Genomic DNA, 16,168 nt, shown 5'->3' on the forward strand with positions numbered 1-16,168 from the left:
CGCTGCGCGATGGCCTGCGGCCACCCTTGACAGCACGACTCGACACGAAAAGCCAAGAACTGTCGGGCGGCCCCCGGGGGAAGGCAGGGGGGAGGCTGACCATGGGCCGGGACTTCTGGCGGTGAGGGGGCCGTGGTGCCGCGAAGCCGCGCCCTCCGGGCGAAAGGGCTGGCTACGGGGCGGCGGGTGATCGGCACGGCACGGCCGGACCGGGGACGAATGGGTGATGGACGGGCGACGCGTTCTCCGAGGCGAGGAGGAGTCCGCACTGATGTGTACTTTTAGTGATCGTCTACTTGCACCAAGTGACCGAGTGTGCACGAGGCAAGGCACGGAGGGTACGCATTCATGCGCAAGCTTCAGCAGGTCATGATCGCCACTGTGGCGGTGGCGAGTCTGACCGCCCTTGGCGCGGGAAGCGCTCACGCCGCTGATGCGAGTGGCCGCTCTTCCCACGGCGCCGGCGCGCGAGGCGGCCAGGCGCCGCTGGCGCCGCCCGCCCCGAGGGTGGCTCAGCTGCCGCAACTTCCCCAGCTCCCGCAGCTGCCCCAGCTGCCCCAGCTGCCCCGGCTCCCGCAACTCCCGCGGATGGCTCACCTGTCGAAGCTCGCGCAGCCCCCGCAGGCGAGGCTCCGGGCGGGGCAGCAGCAGAAGGCGGGTGCGGGTGCGGGTGCGGTGGTGGCGGTGGTGGTGGCGGGCGAGGCGAACGGGGCGTATGCGCCGTACGTTCCGTACGCGCCCTACGCGCCCTACGCACCCTACGCACCCTATGCGCCGTACGCACTGGATGGAGCCAGCGGCTCCGGCGCTCCCAGCACGCCCAACACGCCGAATACCCCGAACACGCCCAACACGCCCAACACCCCGAGTACGCCCAACACGCCCAATACCCCGAACACGCCCAATACGCCGAACACCCCGAACACGCCCAACGGTCCGAACACGCCGAACACCCCGAACACGCCCAACACACCGAATACTCCGAACACTCCGAGCCATAAGGGCGGGCTGTAGCACCGTCGAAGGGCGGAGGTCTACGGCTGCTTGGTTTTTCACGGCACGTGGCAGCGCCGCGCAGTGATTTCACTGCGCGGCGCCGTCATGTGGTCGGAGTATGTATCACCTCAGTTGGGGGTGTTGGGCGTGTTAGGGGTGTTGGGGGTGTTGTTTCCGGCACCGCCCGGGGTGTTGGGGGTGTTGGGGGTGTTAGGGGTGTTGGCTCCGGCACCGCCGGGGGTGTTAGGGGTGTTGGGAGTGTTGGGGGTGTTGTTTCCGGCACCGCCGGGGGTGTTGGGCGTGTTGGGGGTGTTGGGGGTGTTGTTTCCGGCTCCGCCGGGGGTGTTGGGCGTGTTGGGGGTGTTGGGGGTGTTGTTTCCGGCTCCGCCCGGGGTGTTCGGGGTGTTGGGGGTGTTGGGGGTGTTGTTCCCGGTCCCGCCAGGGGTGTTGGGCGTGTTCGGGGTGTTCGGGGTGTTGTGGTTGCCGTGGCCCCTGTGGTGGGGGGTGTTCGGGGTGTTGGGAGTGTTCGGGGTGTTGTGTCCGCCATGGCCCGGGGTGTTGGGCGTGTTCGGGGTGTTGGGGGTGTTGTTTCCGGCCCCGCCCGGGGTGTTCGGCGTATTCGGGGTGTTCGGAGTGTTGCCCCCATCGCCCGGGGTATTCGGGGTATTCGGGGTGTTGGGAGTGTTGTCGGCGACTGCGATCTGGGGCGCCGGTGCTGCCATCGCGGCGGCCGGGAGGGCGATGCCGCCTCCAGCCAGGGCCATGGTGGCTGCAGCCAGTACGATCTTGCGGGAAATCTTCATCATCGGATTCTCCATTCGTGTTGCGGGGATTCCTGGAATAGGTCCCGCGCCAAGTGGTCGTATTCTTCGGCCCCGTATTTCTGTGGGATTCCCCGGTGGGGGCCTGCTTCAAATAAACCCGATGGGCGCGGGGCGGTCATGTCGCAGGAATTCGTGGCTTGACGTCAAGAGTCGATATTGGTAGAAGCTGGCGCTCGCGCCGTTGTCGAGCCAGGGGAGTGTGCGCCGCTGGGGCTGGGGCTGGGGCGCGATATCGCGTGCATGGCGGGTGGGCGGCTGTTGCTTTCGCGTGTTCCCTGGGCTGCGGGGCGGGGGTGGGACGCGGTCCGCTGGCGAGTGGGGGTCGCTCGGCTACCCTGCGTGACGGAATGCCGGAGAGGCCCCCGGGGATCGCGGATGAGCGTGTCGGTCGGGCTGTGGTCGACGCCGCTGTGCGCGGGGGGAGGGAACGACCGGATTCGCGCGCGGGTCGTGCTGGCCTGTCCGGTTTCGCGAGTGGGGCTTTCTTGGCGTGGTGCTCCCCGGGGCGGCTTACAGCGGGCGCGCTCGGTGCGGGGCGTTCGGGTGGGTGTGGGTGAGGGGCGTCGTCATACCCGGACGACCTCCACGCCCGCCTCGCCGAAGGCGGCGGCGCCCGCGTCCGACAGGCCCGTGTCCGTGACCAGGATGTCCACCGCTGAGGCGGGGCAGATGCGGGCGAAGGCGCGGACGCCCAGTTTGCTGGAGTCCGCCGCGATGACCACGCGGCGGGAGCGGTCGCACAGGAGGCGGTTCACCGCTGCCTCGTCCTCGTGGCGGGTGGCGGCGCCGTCGGTCGCGTCGAAGCCGTCCACGCCGAGGATCGCCGTGTCCACCGTGAGCTGGCCCAGGACGCCCTGGGCGAGGGGGCCCGTGAGCTCGTACGACTGCGGTCGGGCCACGCCCCCGGTGAGCACCGTCTTGAACTGGGGCCGGATGACCAGCTCGCCCGCGATGTTCAGGGCGTTCGTCACCACGGTCAGCGCGGGCGAGCCCGCGCTGAGGTCCGCCCGGCCCGCGAGGGCGCGGGCGACCTCGGTGGTCGTCGTGCCGCCCGTCAGGCCCACCACCTCGCCGGGGGCGATCAGCGCGGCCACCGCCTCGCTGATGCGGCGCTTCTCCGCCGCGCGCCGCGTGGTGCGGTAGCGCAAGGGGAGCTCGTACGACACGCCGTGCAGCACCGCCCCGCCGCGCGTGCGCACCAGAAGCTGCTGCTGGGCCAGTTCGTCGAGGTCGCGCCGGATCGTGGCGGCCGAGACGCCGAGCGTCTCGGCGGCCGGTTCGACCTCCAGGCGACCGCGTTCCACCAGCAGATCCAGCAGCGTTTGCCAGCGCACCTCCCGGGACATGGACCCCACGGCGGCGTACCCCCTTGTGTTCGTTCAGTTGTGCGTTCGGGCTATCCGTCGACATTAACTCAGTCCACCACGGCTGAAATGCTTGAAGTTGCGCGAAACTACCAGCTATCTTGCAGAAAAACGCAGCACCCGCACTTCCACCGCACAGGGAGCCGACATGAGTCATGTCGCGTACGAGCTGACCACGCAACCCGACTGCTGGGAGCGGGCCGCCGAACTGGCCCCGGCCCAGCGCTCCGTGCTCCCGCAGCCGGGGGAGCGGACCGCGATCGTGGGGTGCGGGACCTCGTACTACATGGCGCAGGCCGCCGCCGCGCTGCGCGAGGAGTCCGGCGCCGGGGAGACCGATGCCTTCCCCGCCTCCGAGTTCCCCCGCCACCGGCGCTATGACCGGGTCGTGGCCCTCACCCGCTCCGGCACCACCACCGAGGTGCTGGACCTGCTCGCGCAGCTGCGCGACGCGGGGATCCGTACCACCGCCGTCATCGGCGACCCGGACACCCCGGTGATGACCCTCGCCGACGACCTGGTCGTGCTCGACTTCGCCGACGAGCGCTCGGTCGTGCAGACCCGCTTCGCGACCACGGCCCTCACCCTGCTGCGCGCCCACTTCGGCCTGCACAGCCCGGCCGTGGTGGCCGACGCCCGCGCCGCGCTGCTCGAGCCGCTGCCCGAGCAGGTGGCGAGCCGGGGTCAGTTCACCTTCCTGGGCCGGGGCTGGAGCGTGGGCCTCGCCCATGAGGCTGCCCTCAAGATGCGCGAGGCCTCCCTGTCCTGGTCCGAGTCCTATCCGGCGATGGAGTACCGGCACGGCCCGATCAGCGTCAGCGGCCCCGGCACCGTCACCTGGGCCATGGACGAGGCCCCGGACGGTCTGGCCGAGCAGGTCCGCGACACCGGCGCCCAGTGGGTGGAGGCCCGGCACGACCCGCTGGCCGAGCTGGTGCGGGTGCACCGGCTCGCGATCGCCGTCGCCGCGCACCAGGACCTCGACCCCGACCGGCCGCGCAACCTCACCCGCTCGGTGATCCTCACCAGCGAAGAGGGAGCCGTCCGATGAGCCTCGTCCCCGCGGGAGGCCTCGTCCTGGAAGCGGCCGCCGCCGGCCGGGCCGTCGCCGCCTTCAACATCATCACCCTCGAACACGCCGAGGCCGTCGTCGCCGGAGCCGAGCGGACCGGCACGCCGGTCATCATCCAGCTCAGCGAGAACGCGGTCCGCTTCCGGGACGGCCGCCTGCTGCCCATCGCGCGCGCCGCGGTGGCCTGCGCCGAGGCCGCCGGGGTGCCCATCGGCCTCCACCTGGACCACGTCAAGAGCGCCGATCTGCTGCGCCAGGCGGCCGACGCCGGCTTCGGTTCGGTCATGTACGACGCCGCGCACCTGCCGTACGGCGAGAACCTCGAGGCCACCCGCTCGGCCGCCGACTGGGCGCACGCCAACGGCCTGTGGATCGAGGCCGAGCTGGGCGAGGTCGGCGGTAAGGACGGCGCCGCCCCGCTGGACCCGCATGCCCCCGGCGCCCGTACCGATCCGGACGAGGCCCGCCGCTTCGTCGTGGACTCCGGGGTGGACGCGCTGGCCGTCGCGATCGGCAGCAGCCACGCGATGACCTCGCGGACCGCCGCCCTGGACCACGCGCTGCTCGCCCGGCTGGCCAAAACCGTGGACGTTCCGCTCGTCCTGCACGGCTCCTCCGGTCTGCCGGACGCGGAGCTGGCGGCGGCGGTCGCGGGCGGCATCCGCAAGGTCAACATCGGCACCGCGCTGAACGTGGCGATGACCGAAGCCATCCGCACCCATCTGACCAAGGCCGACCCCCGCCCGTACCTGACGGCGGCCCGCACGGCGATGACGGCCACCACGGCGGCCATGATCACCGCACTGAACTCTTCCCACTCAGTGGGAGCGGCCGCGATCGGGCATTGAACCCGCGCGCGGCGCGGTGTTCCTCGCCCCCTGCCGTCAGCCGTCAGCCGTCAGCCGTTGATCCTTGCCGACCGGATCTGCCAGCTCGACCAGCAGACCCGGGGGCGGGCCATGCTCGGTGTCGGCTCCGGACAACTCCCCTCCGACGACTTCATGATGGGCGTCGCCCCCCCGGGCTCGCGCGAGATGATGGCCGAATCGCTGGACGCGATCGTGCGGCTGCTGCGCGGCGAGACCGTGACCGCGGCCACCGACTGGTCCGGGTGGCGGCCGGTCACACCCGTCCACCTGGCCGGGACCCGGGAACAGGCCCGCGCAGAGGCCGAGTTCGGCGTGGGCGATCTGGTCCGCTACATCGAGGAGCTCGGCGGCACCCGTCCGGAGGGCTGCGCCACTCCGGCCGCCGCTGTCGAGCGCTGGACCACGGAGGGGCTGCCGGTCTTCGGCCGGGCGGTCATCGGTGGCGCTCCGCGCGGAGCTCGTGGGGCGGGCCCCGCTCCCGAAGGTGGTGGTGAACCGTGTCGGCGTACAAGGGCGTCACGATCAGGATGTCCCTCGCCTACCGCCCGAGGAGTTCGGCGCCACCCCGGCCCGGCTCGCGGACGGCCGCCTCGACCCCGGGCCGCTGGTGACGGGCGAGGCGGGGTTCGCCGGCCTGGACGCGGCCTGCGCCTCGCTCTCCCGGCCGGAGCGCCACGTCAAGGTCCTCATCCGCCCGGAGCTGGAAGGGACGGAGATCAAGGCACCGGGGCTTCGCAGGAGGTCCGCCGACTGATCGCGAGACGGTGCGCGCCGACCCTTCCGGATTCTTGGAACACGTTCTACTCTACGCCCGCCAGCGACGGACGGACCGCGAGACTCCCGGAGGGGCCGTGCACCTCGAATACACGCCTGAGCAGCAGCAGTTGCGCACCGAGCTGCGCGCCTACTTCGCCGAGCTGGTCCTGGCGGACGTCTACGGGCGCTACGAGGACGCCGCCGCGCAGAAGCGCTTCTACCGGGAGACGATCCGGCGCCTCGGCGCGGACGGCTGGCTCGGGGTCGGCTGGCCGAAGGAGTACGGCGGGCGCGGCATGTCGCCCATGGACCAGTTCATCTTCTTCGACGAGGCCGCGCAGGCCGTGGTCCCGCTGCCGCTGATGGCCCTCAACACCGTCGGGCCGACCATCATGCAGTTCGGCACGGACGAGCAGAAGGCGTACTTCCTCCCCAAGATCCTCGCCGGCGAGATCGACTTCGCCATCGGCTACAGCGAACCGGACGCGGGCACCGACCTCGCCGCGCTCAAGTGCAAGGCCGTCCGCGAGGGCGACGAGGAGAGCGGCACGTACGTCGTCAACGGCCAGAAGATCTGGACCACCAACGGGGACACCGCCGACTGGGTGTGGCTCGCCGTGCGCACCGACCCCGACGCACCGGCGCACAAGGGCATCACGATGCTCCTGGTGCCGACCGACGACCCCGGCTACTCCTGCACCCTCATCAACACCCTTGCCTCGCACGACACCACCGCCAGCTACTACGAGGACATCCGTGTCCCCGCGAACCGCCGGGTCGGCCAGGAGAACAAGGGCTGGCGCCTGATCACCAACCAGCTCAACCACGAACGCGTCACCCTCGCCGCACACGGCACCATGGCCATCCGCGCCCTGCACGACGTACAGCGCTGGGCCGCCGACACCAAACTCGCCGACGGCCGCCGGGTCATCGACCTCGGCTGGGTGCGCGGCCGCCTCGCACGCACGCACGCCCGTCTGGACGCGATGAAGCTGCTCAACTGGCAGATGGTGAACGCCGTCCAGGGCGGCACGCTCTCCCCGCAGGACGCCTCCGCCGTCAAGGTCTACGGCTCCGAGGCCCGCCGCGACGCCTACGCCTGGCTGATGGAGATCGTCGGCGCGGCGGGCGCCCTGAAGGACGGCTCCGCGGGCGCCGTGCTCCACGGCGAGCTGGAACGCGGCTACCGCAGCGCGGTCATCTTCACCTTCGGCGGCGGCAACAACGAGATCCAGCGCGAGATCATCTCCTGGATCGGCCTCGGCATGCCCCGCGTCCGCCGCTGAGCACCCGCGGACGCCGCTGGCCGACGGGCGACGGCCGCGATCCGGCCCGCACCGATGTGCACGGCGGCCGGTGGACACCCGTCGGCCAGGATTCCCGCCCGAGGGCGCTTCGACGGTGCTCTGCTCGGCGGTTTACGCGGCATTCGCCCGTCGTGACGTCATGGACGGATCCTAGCGCTCACCGAGGTCTCGCGTTCCGGTCGATTCGATCAGGCCCGAGGTCACGCCATGCGGGCGCTCAAGGTGCGTACCACCTCGGTCAGGACCTTCTGGCGCCAGTTCTCTTCCGTCTCCGGGTACTTGCCCACGCCGTCCGCGGTCGACGAGCCGCTCACCTCGAACTGGTACGGGCCCTGATGGCAGACCATCGTGGAGGTCGTGCCCTTCGTGTAGCAGCCCGCCGCACCCAGCGAGTTCTTGAGGTCCTGGAACTTCTTGGTGTCCTGGCCGGCCCGCTTCGCCTCGTCGTCCCGGTCCTCGGCGTAGGCGTTCGCCACGAGGGCCGGATCGGCCACCGTCTTGAAGACGATGCGGATGTTGCTGTTGTGCTTGCCCTTGTACTTCGCCGGCAGCCCGAATTCGGTCCTGCAGCCGCCCGCCGGTACGTCACCCGTCGTGCCCGGGTCCGGCTTGCCGAGCGGGTTGAAGTTGAGGACGGTCACCTTGATCGGATCGCGCTGGAAGTCCTTCGCCTGCGGCAGGATCGCGCGGATCTCGTCGTCGCCCAGCACCTCGCACGCGTTGGGCCACTGAGCGACGGGGAGCGAGCCTCCCTGTACGGGCCTGGCGTCGAGCCGCGGCCCGGACGGCTTCGCCGACTCGAACTTCAGCGCCGGCGGCTCACTGCTGCAACCGGCCAGCACGACCGCGGCGGACGCGACGGCCACGGCGGCCAGGACGGAACGGCTCGGATTCATTGTCGGCACGTCCAACTTCCCTCTGCAGACACGGGGGATCCCCCACCTCGGGACCATTCTGGACGTGCGTGCCGCGCCGCCCGTGCCGATCCCGGGATGTTCCCTGTGATCTTCCCGACAGCAAGCCCGCCCCGGCTCAGTCATGTCCGCCATCGGCGAACCGTCTCATCCGGGCGTCCGGAATGTGGCCAACTCCTCCCCTCGGTACGGGCGGACACCTAAGGTGATCCCCAGCAGCTGGTTCGCCTCCGTCCGCCAGGCGGGATGCGTCGTAAGAGGGAACCCGGTGGGAATCCGGGACTGCCCCGCAGCGGTGAGCGGGAACGACCGCCGTCATACGCACTGGGCCCGTACGGGCCTGGGAAGCGACGGCCACTAGGTGTCTGCCCCCGGCAGACGTGCCCGTGAGTCCGAAGACCTGCCCGTTGCCCGCGCACGCACAGCCGTGCGCGGATTCCTGGTGACCTCGTGGGCGGGTCGGTCGGGGGCACCCCGGGCTCGCCCCGGGGCAAGGCGGACGGTCGTACCGGTACCCCGTGCACGGAGCGCGCGGGGGCGAGGGCGCGACGTACCGTCCGGTCCGCCGCCCTTCGCGCCCCACGTCCGGTCATCGGGACTCATGGAGACGTACTCGCGAAGGAGAGTTCCGTGACAACCGATTCCACCACCGAGATGGCCACCGATTCCGCAACCGCAGCCGTATGCGCCACTGTTCACGGCTACCCCCGGCAGGGGCAGAACCGGGAACTGAAGAAGGCCGTCGAGGGCTACTGGAAGGGCCGGGTCGACGCCGACGCACTGCGCGAGACCGCCGCGACCCTGCGCCGGACGAACTGGCGGCAGCTGGCCGGGGCGGGCATCACCGAGGTCCCCACCGGTGACTTCTCGTACTACGACCACGTCCTCGACACCAGCGTGATGGTCGGCGCGGTCCCGGACCGCCACCGCGCCGCCGTCGAAGCGGACCCGCTGGACGGCTACTTCGCCATGGCCCGCGGCACCCAGGACGTGGCGCCGCTGGAGATGACCAAGTGGTTCGACACCAACTACCACTACCTGGTACCGGAGCTGGGCCCCGACACCGTCTTCACCGCCGACTCCGGCAAGCAGGTCGCCGAGCTGAAGGAGGCCCTGGCCCTCGGTCTCGCGGCCCGCCCCGTGCTGGTCGGACCGGTCACCTACCTCCTGCTGGCCAAGCCCGCCCCCGGGGTGCCCGACGACTTCCAGCCCCTCACCCTGCTCGACCGGCTGCTGCCCGTCTACGCCGAAGTCCTCGCCGACCTCCGCGCGGCCGGCGCCGCATGGGTCCAGCTCGACGAGCCCGCCCTGGTCCAGGACCGCACCCCCGCCGACCTCGGCGCCGCCGCCCGCGCCTACCGCGAGCTGGGCGGCCTCGCCCCACGTCCCAAGCTGCTCGTCGCCTCGTACTTCGACCGGCTCGGCGAGGCCCTGCCGGTCCTGGCCAAGGCGCCGGTCGAGGGTCTGGCCCTGGACTTCACCGACCGGGCCGCGGGCAACCTCGCCGACCTCGCCGCCGTCGGCGGCCTGCCCGGGAAGCGGCTGGTCGCGGGGGTCGTCAACGGCCGCAACATCTGGATCAACGACCACGAGAAGTCCCTCGCCACCCTCGGCACCCTGCTCGGCCTCGCGGGCCGCGTCGACGTGGCGGCTTCCTGCTCGCTGCTGCACGTCCCGCTGGACGTCACCGCCGAGCGCGACATCGACCCGCAGGTCCGGCGCTGGCTGGCCTTCGCCCGCCAGAAGACCGCCGAGATCACCACCCTCGCCCGCGGCCTCGCCCAGGGCACGCACGCCATCGGCGCCGAACTCGCCGCGAACCGCGCCGACCTCGCCTCCCGGGCGCACTCGCCGATCACCCGCGACCCCGCCGTCCGCGCCCGCACCGCGGCCGTCACCGACGCCGACGGGCGCCGCTCGCAGCCCTACGACCGGCGGGCCGCCGCCCAGCGGGCCCACCTCGGGCTGCCTCCGCTGCCCACGACGACCATCGGCTCCTTCCCGCAGACCACCGAACTGCGCACCGCCCGCGCCGACCTGCGCGCCGGACGGCTCGACGAAGCCGGGTACGAGCGCCGCATCGAGGCGGAGATCCGCGAGGTGATCGCCTTCCAGGAGAAGGCGGGCATCGACGTCCTCGTGCACGGCGAACCCGAACGCAACGACATGGTCCAGTACTTCGCCGAGCGCCTCACCGGCTACCTGGCCACCCAGCACGGCTGGGTCCAGTCCTACGGCACGCGCTACGTCCGGCCGCCGGTGCTGGCCGGGGACATCACCCGTCCCGAGCCGATGACCGTGCGCTGGACGACGTACGCGCAGGCGCAGACGGCGAAGCCGGTCAAGGGGATGCTGACCGGCCCGGTGACCATGCTCGCCTGGTCCTTCGTCCGCGACGACCAGCCCCTCGGGGACACGGCCCGCCAGGTCGCGCTCGCCCTGCGCGACGAGGTGAACGACCTGGAGGCGGCGGGAACTTCCGTCATCCAGGTCGACGAACCCGCCTTGCGGGAAACCCTGCCCCTGCGCGCGGCGGACCACGCCGCATACCTCGCCTGGGCCACCGAGGCCTTCCGCCTCAGCACCAGCGGTGTCCGTCCGGACACCCAGATCCACACCCACATGTGCTACGCGGAGTTCGGCGACATCGTGGCGGCCATCGAGGACCTCGACGCCGACGTCATCAGCCTGGAAGCGGCCCGCTCGCACATGCGGGTCGCCGACGAACTCGCCGGTACGGGGTACCCGCGCGAGGTCGGCCCCGGCGTCTGGGACATCCACTCCCCGCGCGTCCCCTCCGCCGACGAGGCCGCCGCGCTGCTGCGCAAGGGGCTGGAGGCCATCCCGGCCGCACGCCTGTGGGTCAATCCGGACTGCGGGCTCAAGACCCGGGGGTGGCCCGAGACGAAGGCCTCCCTGGAGCACCTCGTCGAGGCCGCGCACCGGGTGCGGGCGGAGACCGCGACGGCCTGACCAGGCGCCGCGCGCTCGGTGATCGGCCGGTCACCGAGCGTCGCGGGGTGCCGAGGCGGGCCGAGGGGTGCCGCCTGCTCAGCGCCGGGCGGGGACGGGTCCGAGCGGCCCGTCCCCGCCGCGGCGGCGCGCCCGGCGGCGCGGCCTGCCCAACCCACCGCCCGGTCGGTACGCTCGACACCGGGCGACGGGAGGCCACGATGGGCGCAGTGCCGTACGGGGACGAGGGCGGACCCCGGGGCGTGGACTACGGCGCTCCCCGGGACGGGCACGCGAGGCGGGACGTGAACGGGCCCGCGAGCAAGCCCGCGAGCGGGTTCGAGGGCGCCGATCCCGGGCTGTACGGCCCCCGGTCCGTGACCTGGCAGTGCCACGGCGACCCGATCATGTGGATCGCCGGAGTCCGGGCGCTCTACCTCCAGGCCCTCCACCCGCGCGCCGTCCGCGGGGTGATGGCCAACTCCGACTTCCGGCAGGACGCCTGGGGGCGGCTGCTGCGCACCGCCGACTTCGTCGGCACCATCACCTACGGCACCACCGAGTCCGCCGAGCGGGCCGGAGCGCGCGTCCGCAAGATCCACCGGATGCTGTCCGCGACCGACCCCACCACCGGCGAGGGCTTCCCGGTGGACGATCCCGAGCTGCTCCTGTGGGTGCACTGCGCCCAGATCGACTCCTTCCTGCACATACTGCGGCGCTCCGGCGTCCCCCTCACCCCCGCTCAGGCCGACCGCTACGTCGACGAGAACCGGACCAACGCCCGCCTCGTCGGTCTCGACCCCGCCGAGGTGCCCGCCACCGCCGCCGGCCTCGCCGCGTACTTCGAGCGGATCCGGCCCCGCCTGGCCGCCGGAGCGGACGCCCGCGCCGTCGACGACTTCCTGCACAGCCCGCCCGTCCACCCGCTGCTCGTGCCTGGCCGAAACCTGCTGTGGCGGCCGCTCGCCGAACTGGCCTACGGTTCCCTCCCGGCCTACGCGCACCGGCTGTACGGGCGCCCCGCACCCGCCCCGCGCACCGTCACCCGGCGCCTGCGCCTCACCGGCCTCGCCCTGCGCAGCATTCCCGCAGGTCTGCGCTGGCAGCTGCCTCCAGGTCACATCTTGAGAGCGATGCGCCGCATGGGCCCCGGGAGCCGCCCCTCGACGCACGCACTGCGCTCTCCAGCGGCCATACTGGACCGGCCGGGGAGGGTGGAGCACGACAACGGGGGCGGCAGTAGGACATGGCTGAGTCCAGACTGATCCAGGGCCGGTACAGGTCGCTCGATCTGATCGGTCGCGGTGGCATGGGCGAGGTGTGGCGCGCCCGCGACGAATCACTCGGCCGACATGTCGCCGTGAAATGCCTCAAACCACTCGGCGCCGAGCAGGACGCCCACTTCACGCAGGTACTGCGCGAGCGCTTCCGGCGCGAGGCGCGCGTCGCCGCCTCGCTCCAGCACCGGGGCGTCACCGTCGTCCACGACTTCGGCGACGACAGCGCCACGGGCGGGCCCCTCTACCTCGTCATGGAGCTGCTCGAAGGGAGCAATCTCAGCCAGCTCCTGGAGGAGAACCAGGCGCGCCCGCTGCCCGTCGACGACGTCGTCGACATCGCGGAACAGCTCGCCGCGGCCCTCGGCTACACCCATGACCAGGGCGTCGTGCACCGCGACCTCAAGCCCGCCAACATCATGCGGCTCACCGACGGCACGGTGAAGATCTGCGACTTCGGCATCGCCCGGCTCGCCGCCGACATCGGTTTCACCGCCAAGCTCACCGGCGGTGGCATGGCCATGGGCACGCCGCACTACATGTCGCCCGAGCAGATCGCGGGCGGCGAGGTCGACCACCGCAGCGACCTCTACTCCCTCGGCTGCGTCCTGTACGAAATCGCCACCGGGGCGCCGCCCTTCGACCTCGGCGACTCCTGGTCCGTCCTGGTCGGGCACCGCGACACCGCGCCGGTGCCGCCGCGCGAGCACCGCCCCGAGCTCCCCGTCCACTTCGAGCAGGTGGTCCTGGACCTGCTGGCCAAGCGGCCCGAGGACCGGCCCGTCGACGCCCGCGCGCTGCACCGCCGCCTCGTCGAGGCCCGCCGCGGCCCCGGCGCCGCGGCCACCGCCGCCGGGGCGCTGCCCGCGTGGGCGCTCGGCATGACCGCCGGACGCAAGGCGGGCCTGGAGGCGCGCCCGGCGAGCGGCGCGTGGGCGGTGCTGACCGGTTCGTGGACCGCCGCGCGCCCCGCCGTGCCCGTCCGCGAACCCTCCGAGGCACAGTCGACCCGCGAATCGGCCCCGCAGCCGCTTCCGGTGCCCGTCCCGCAGCCGGAGCCGGCCCCGGCGACGCCGGATTCCGTCCCCGCCGCGGACGCCACCGCCGGAGCAGCGGCCGCCGGTGCCTCGCCGGGCGGTGCTTCGCCGGCCGGTGCCTCGCCCGCGGGGGGCGTCGTCCGTCCGCACGCGCCGGAGGACCCGCGCGTGACGGCCGCCTACGGTCACGCCCGCCCGGCCCGCCCGCTCGGGCCGGATCACCCCGAGACCCTCGCCGCGCTCTCCGCGCACGCCTTCGCCCTCAGCCGGGCCGGGCGGCCCGCCGACGCGCTGGCCGCGCACACCGAGGTCGCCGAGGGCCGCGCCCGCACCCTCGGGCCCGACCACCCGGACACCCTCGCCGCACGCCAGGAGACGGCGTACGTACTGGGCCAGCTCGGCCGGCACCAGCAGGCGCACGAGGTCTACCGCACGGTGCTCGCCGCCCGCGAGCGGACCATGGGCGCCGACCACCCCGACACCCTGCGCTGCCGCCACAACCTGGCCTTCAGCCTGAGCCGCCTCGGCCGTCTCGCCGACGCGCACCGCACCGCCGAGGAGGTCGCCGCCGCCCGCGCCCGGGTCCTCGGCCCGGACCACGCGGACACCCTGCTGACCCGCTACGAGGTCGGCTACGCCCTCGGCCAGCTCGGCCGCTGGCAGGAGGCCCTCGCCGCCTACCGCGGCGTCGCCGCCGCCCGGGAACGGATCCTGGGCCGCGACCACCCCGACACCCTCGCCGCCCGCTACGAGGTCGGCATCGGCCTGGGACGCCTCGGCCGCACCGCCGAGGCCCTGGACCTCTTCCGCTCGCTGGCCCGCGACCGCACCCGCGGCTACGGCGCCGCCGACCCCGAGACCCTGCGCGCCCGGCACGTCGTCGGCGTCAACCTCGGCCGACTCGGGCGCTGGGAGGAGGCGGTCGCCGAAGCCCGGCAGGTGGCCGTGCTGCGCGGCAGGTCGCTCGGTCCCGAGCACCCCGACACCCTGGTCAGCCGCCGCGAGGTCGCGGTGGGCCTCGGGCGGCTCGGCCGCTGGGACGAGGCACTGCCCGTCTACCAGGAGGTGGCCGGGGCCCGGGAACGCGTGCTCGGGGCCGACCACCCCGACACGGTCGCGGCGCACGCGGACGAGGCCCACTGTCTGGAGCGGCTCGGGCAGGTGTGCTACCAAGAGCCATGACCAAGGAGCAGCGGTTCCAGGGCGTGTACGACGCGGTGATCGTGGGCGGGGGGCACAACGGCCTGGTGGCCGCCGCCTATCTGGCCCGGGCGGGACGCTCGGTCCTGCTCCTGGAACGGCTGGACCACACCGGCGGCGCCGCCGTCTCCACCCGCCCCTTCGCGGGGGTCGACGCCCGTCTGTCGCGCTACTCCTACCTGGTCTCGCTGCTGCCCGCCACGATCGTCCGGGAGCTGGGGCTGGAGTTCGCCGTCCGCAAGCGCACGGTGTCCTCGTACACGCCCACCGAGCGCGCGGGCGGCCCGGGCGGACTGCTCGTCGGCGGTGGGGAGGCCCGTACCCGCGCGTCCTTCGCCCGGCTCACCGGTTCGGAGCGGGAGTACGAGAACTGGCGGGACTTCTACGCGACGACCGCCCGCCTCGCCCGCCGGGTGTTCCCCACCCTCACCGAACCGCTGCCCACCCGCGAGGCCCTGCGGGCGCGGATCGACGACGAGAGCGCCTGGCGGATGCTGTTCGAGGAACCGCTGGGCCGTGCGGTCGAGGACCGCTTCGCCGACGACCTGGTGCGCGGCGTGGTGCTCACGGACGGGCTGATCGGCACTTTCGCCGACGCCCACGACCCCTCGCTCGCCCAGAACCGCTGCTTCCTCTACCACGTGATCGGCGGCGGTACGGGCGACTGGGACGTCCCGGTCGGCGGCATGGGCGCGCTCACCGACGCGCTCGCGACCGCGGCGCGGGTGGCCGGCGCGCGGATCGTGACGGGGCACGAGGCGGTCCGCATCGACGTCGACCCCGACAGCTCGACGCAGGCCAGCGGTCCGGTGGAGGTGACCTACCGGAGCGACCGGGGCGAAGGCCGGGTCGGCGCCCGCAAGGTCCTGGTCAACGCCTCGCCGCAGGCCCTGGCCCGGCTGCTCGGCGACAGCGCGCCGCAGGCTCCCGAGGGCGCCCAGCTCAAGGTCAACATGCTGCTGAGGAGACTGCCCCGGCTGCGCGACTCCTCGGTGGACCCGCGCGAGGCGTTCTCCGGCACCTTCCACATCGGGGAGGGCTACGAGCAGCTCGCGCGGGCCTACCGGGAGGCGGCCGCGGGCGAACTGCCGTCCGCACCGCCCTCGGAGATCTACTGCCACTCCCTGACCGACGCCTCGATCCTCGGCCCGGACCTGGCGGAGCGCGGGTATCAGACGCTCACCCTCTTCGGCTTGCACACCCCGGCCCGGCTGTTCGAGAAGGACAACGAGGGGACCCGGGAGGCGCTGCTCGCCGCGACCCTGGCCCAGCTGGACGCCCACCTGGCCGAACCGCTCGCCGACTGCGTGGCCCTCGACGCCGACGGCCGCCCCTGCGTCGAGGCCAAGACCCCGCTCGACCTGGAACGCGAACTGCGCCTGCCCGGCGGCCACATCTTCCACCGGGACCTGTCCTGGCCCTTCGCGGGACCGGCGGGGGAGCAGGGGCCGGAGCGGGCGCCGGGGCGCTGGGGCGTGGAGACCCGGCACCCCGACGTGCTCCTGTGCGGGGCGGGCGCGGTGCGCGGCGGCGGAGTCAGCGGGGTGCCGGGGCACAACGCGGCGATGGCGGTCCTGGGCCGCTGACGCCTGCCACGCGT

The 16,168-nt window shown here is 72.9% G+C and carries 12 protein-coding genes, 1 pseudogene and 1 riboswitch; of the genes and pseudogenes, 10 read left to right on the top strand and 3 right to left on the bottom strand.

All coding sequences use genetic code 11. The features are described from left to right. Positions 1-348 precede the first annotated feature (348 nt). Positions 349-1,014 carry a hypothetical protein gene (locus tag ABT084_RS33800; RefSeq protein ID WP_351052377.1) on the top strand — a complete coding sequence of 222 codons (666 nt, stop codon included), beginning with the start codon at positions 349-351 and terminating at the stop codon, positions 1,012-1,014. Positions 1,015-1,124: 110 nt separating this feature from the next. On the opposite strand, the gene ABT084_RS33805 is transcribed toward ABT084_RS33800, so the two are convergent. Beyond that, positions 1,125-1,802, bottom strand: a complete 678-nt coding sequence (locus tag ABT084_RS33805; protein ID WP_351052380.1) for a hypothetical protein — start codon at positions 1,800-1,802, stop codon at positions 1,125-1,127. 584 nt (positions 1,803-2,386) lie between these two features. Then, positions 2,387-3,166 carry a DeoR/GlpR family DNA-binding transcription regulator gene (locus ABT084_RS33810; RefSeq protein ID WP_351052428.1) on the bottom strand — a complete coding sequence of 260 codons (780 nt, stop codon included), beginning with the start codon at positions 3,164-3,166 and terminating at the stop codon, positions 2,387-2,389. A gap of 166 nt (positions 3,167-3,332) precedes the next feature. Between ABT084_RS33810 and ABT084_RS33815 the strand changes: the two genes are divergently transcribed. From ABT084_RS33815 to ABT084_RS33835, 5 genes and pseudogenes are all read left to right on the top strand, one after another. Continuing rightward, the gene (locus tag ABT084_RS33815; RefSeq protein ID WP_351052383.1) at positions 3,333-4,235 is read left to right on the top strand and encodes an SIS domain-containing protein; all 903 of its coding nucleotides are present in this window, start codon (positions 3,333-3,335) and stop codon (positions 4,233-4,235) included. Beyond that, a complete protein-coding gene (locus ABT084_RS33820; protein ID WP_351052385.1) occupies positions 4,232-5,104 on the top strand; it encodes a class II fructose-bisphosphate aldolase in 873 nt (290 codons plus the stop codon). Before ABT084_RS33815 ends, ABT084_RS33820 begins: the two co-directional genes overlap by 4 nt. Before the next feature lie 57 nt (positions 5,105-5,161). Beyond that, positions 5,162-5,362, top strand: a pseudogene (locus tag ABT084_RS33825) (LLM class flavin-dependent oxidoreductase); the annotation flags it as partial. A 253-nt stretch (positions 5,363-5,615) separates the two neighbouring features. Beyond that, entirely contained in the window at positions 5,616-5,879 is a 264-nt protein-coding gene (locus tag ABT084_RS33830) for a hypothetical protein (RefSeq protein ID WP_351052388.1), read from the top strand. A 97-nt stretch (positions 5,880-5,976) separates the two neighbouring features. Then, positions 5,977-7,167, top strand: coding sequence for an acyl-CoA dehydrogenase family protein (locus tag ABT084_RS33835; protein WP_351052431.1), 1,191 nt, complete (start codon positions 5,977-5,979; stop codon positions 7,165-7,167). A gap of 221 nt (positions 7,168-7,388) precedes the next feature. Here ABT084_RS33835 and ABT084_RS33840 read toward each other — a convergent pair whose 3' ends face one another. Continuing rightward, entirely contained in the window at positions 7,389-8,093 is a 705-nt protein-coding gene (locus ABT084_RS33840; protein ID WP_351052391.1) for a hypothetical protein, read from the bottom strand. 212 nt (positions 8,094-8,305) lie between these two features. Next, positions 8,306-8,524: riboswitch (cobalamin riboswitch) on the top strand. A 232-nt stretch (positions 8,525-8,756) separates the two neighbouring features. Here ABT084_RS33840 and metE point away from each other — a divergent pair. The 4 genes from metE (at position 8,757) to ABT084_RS33860 (ending at position 16,154) form a co-directional block, all read left to right on the top strand. After that, positions 8,757-11,075: a 5-methyltetrahydropteroyltriglutamate--homocysteine S-methyltransferase gene (gene metE / locus ABT084_RS33845; protein WP_351052434.1), complete on the top strand. Its 2,319-nt coding sequence runs from the start codon at positions 8,757-8,759 to the stop codon at positions 11,073-11,075. A 200-nt stretch (positions 11,076-11,275) separates the two neighbouring features. After that, positions 11,276-12,319 (top strand): oxygenase MpaB family protein, encoded by a 1,044-nt coding sequence (locus ABT084_RS33850; protein ID WP_351052393.1) that lies wholly within the window; start codon positions 11,276-11,278, stop codon positions 12,317-12,319. Next, a complete protein-coding gene (locus ABT084_RS33855; protein ID WP_351052396.1) occupies positions 12,301-14,550 on the top strand; it encodes a serine/threonine-protein kinase in 2,250 nt (749 codons plus the stop codon). Before ABT084_RS33850 ends, ABT084_RS33855 begins: the two co-directional genes overlap by 19 nt. Continuing rightward, positions 14,547-16,154 carry a phytoene desaturase family protein gene (locus ABT084_RS33860; protein ID WP_351052399.1) on the top strand — a complete coding sequence of 536 codons (1,608 nt, stop codon included), beginning with the start codon at positions 14,547-14,549 and terminating at the stop codon, positions 16,152-16,154. The genes ABT084_RS33855 and ABT084_RS33860 overlap by 4 nt, the downstream gene beginning before the upstream one ends. Positions 16,155-16,168: the final 14 nt, after the last annotated feature.

The sequence above is a fragment of the Streptomyces sp. NPDC002138 genome (genome assembly GCF_040296485.1).
In the GTDB taxonomy this organism is placed as follows: domain Bacteria; phylum Actinomycetota; class Actinomycetes; order Streptomycetales; family Streptomycetaceae; genus Streptomyces.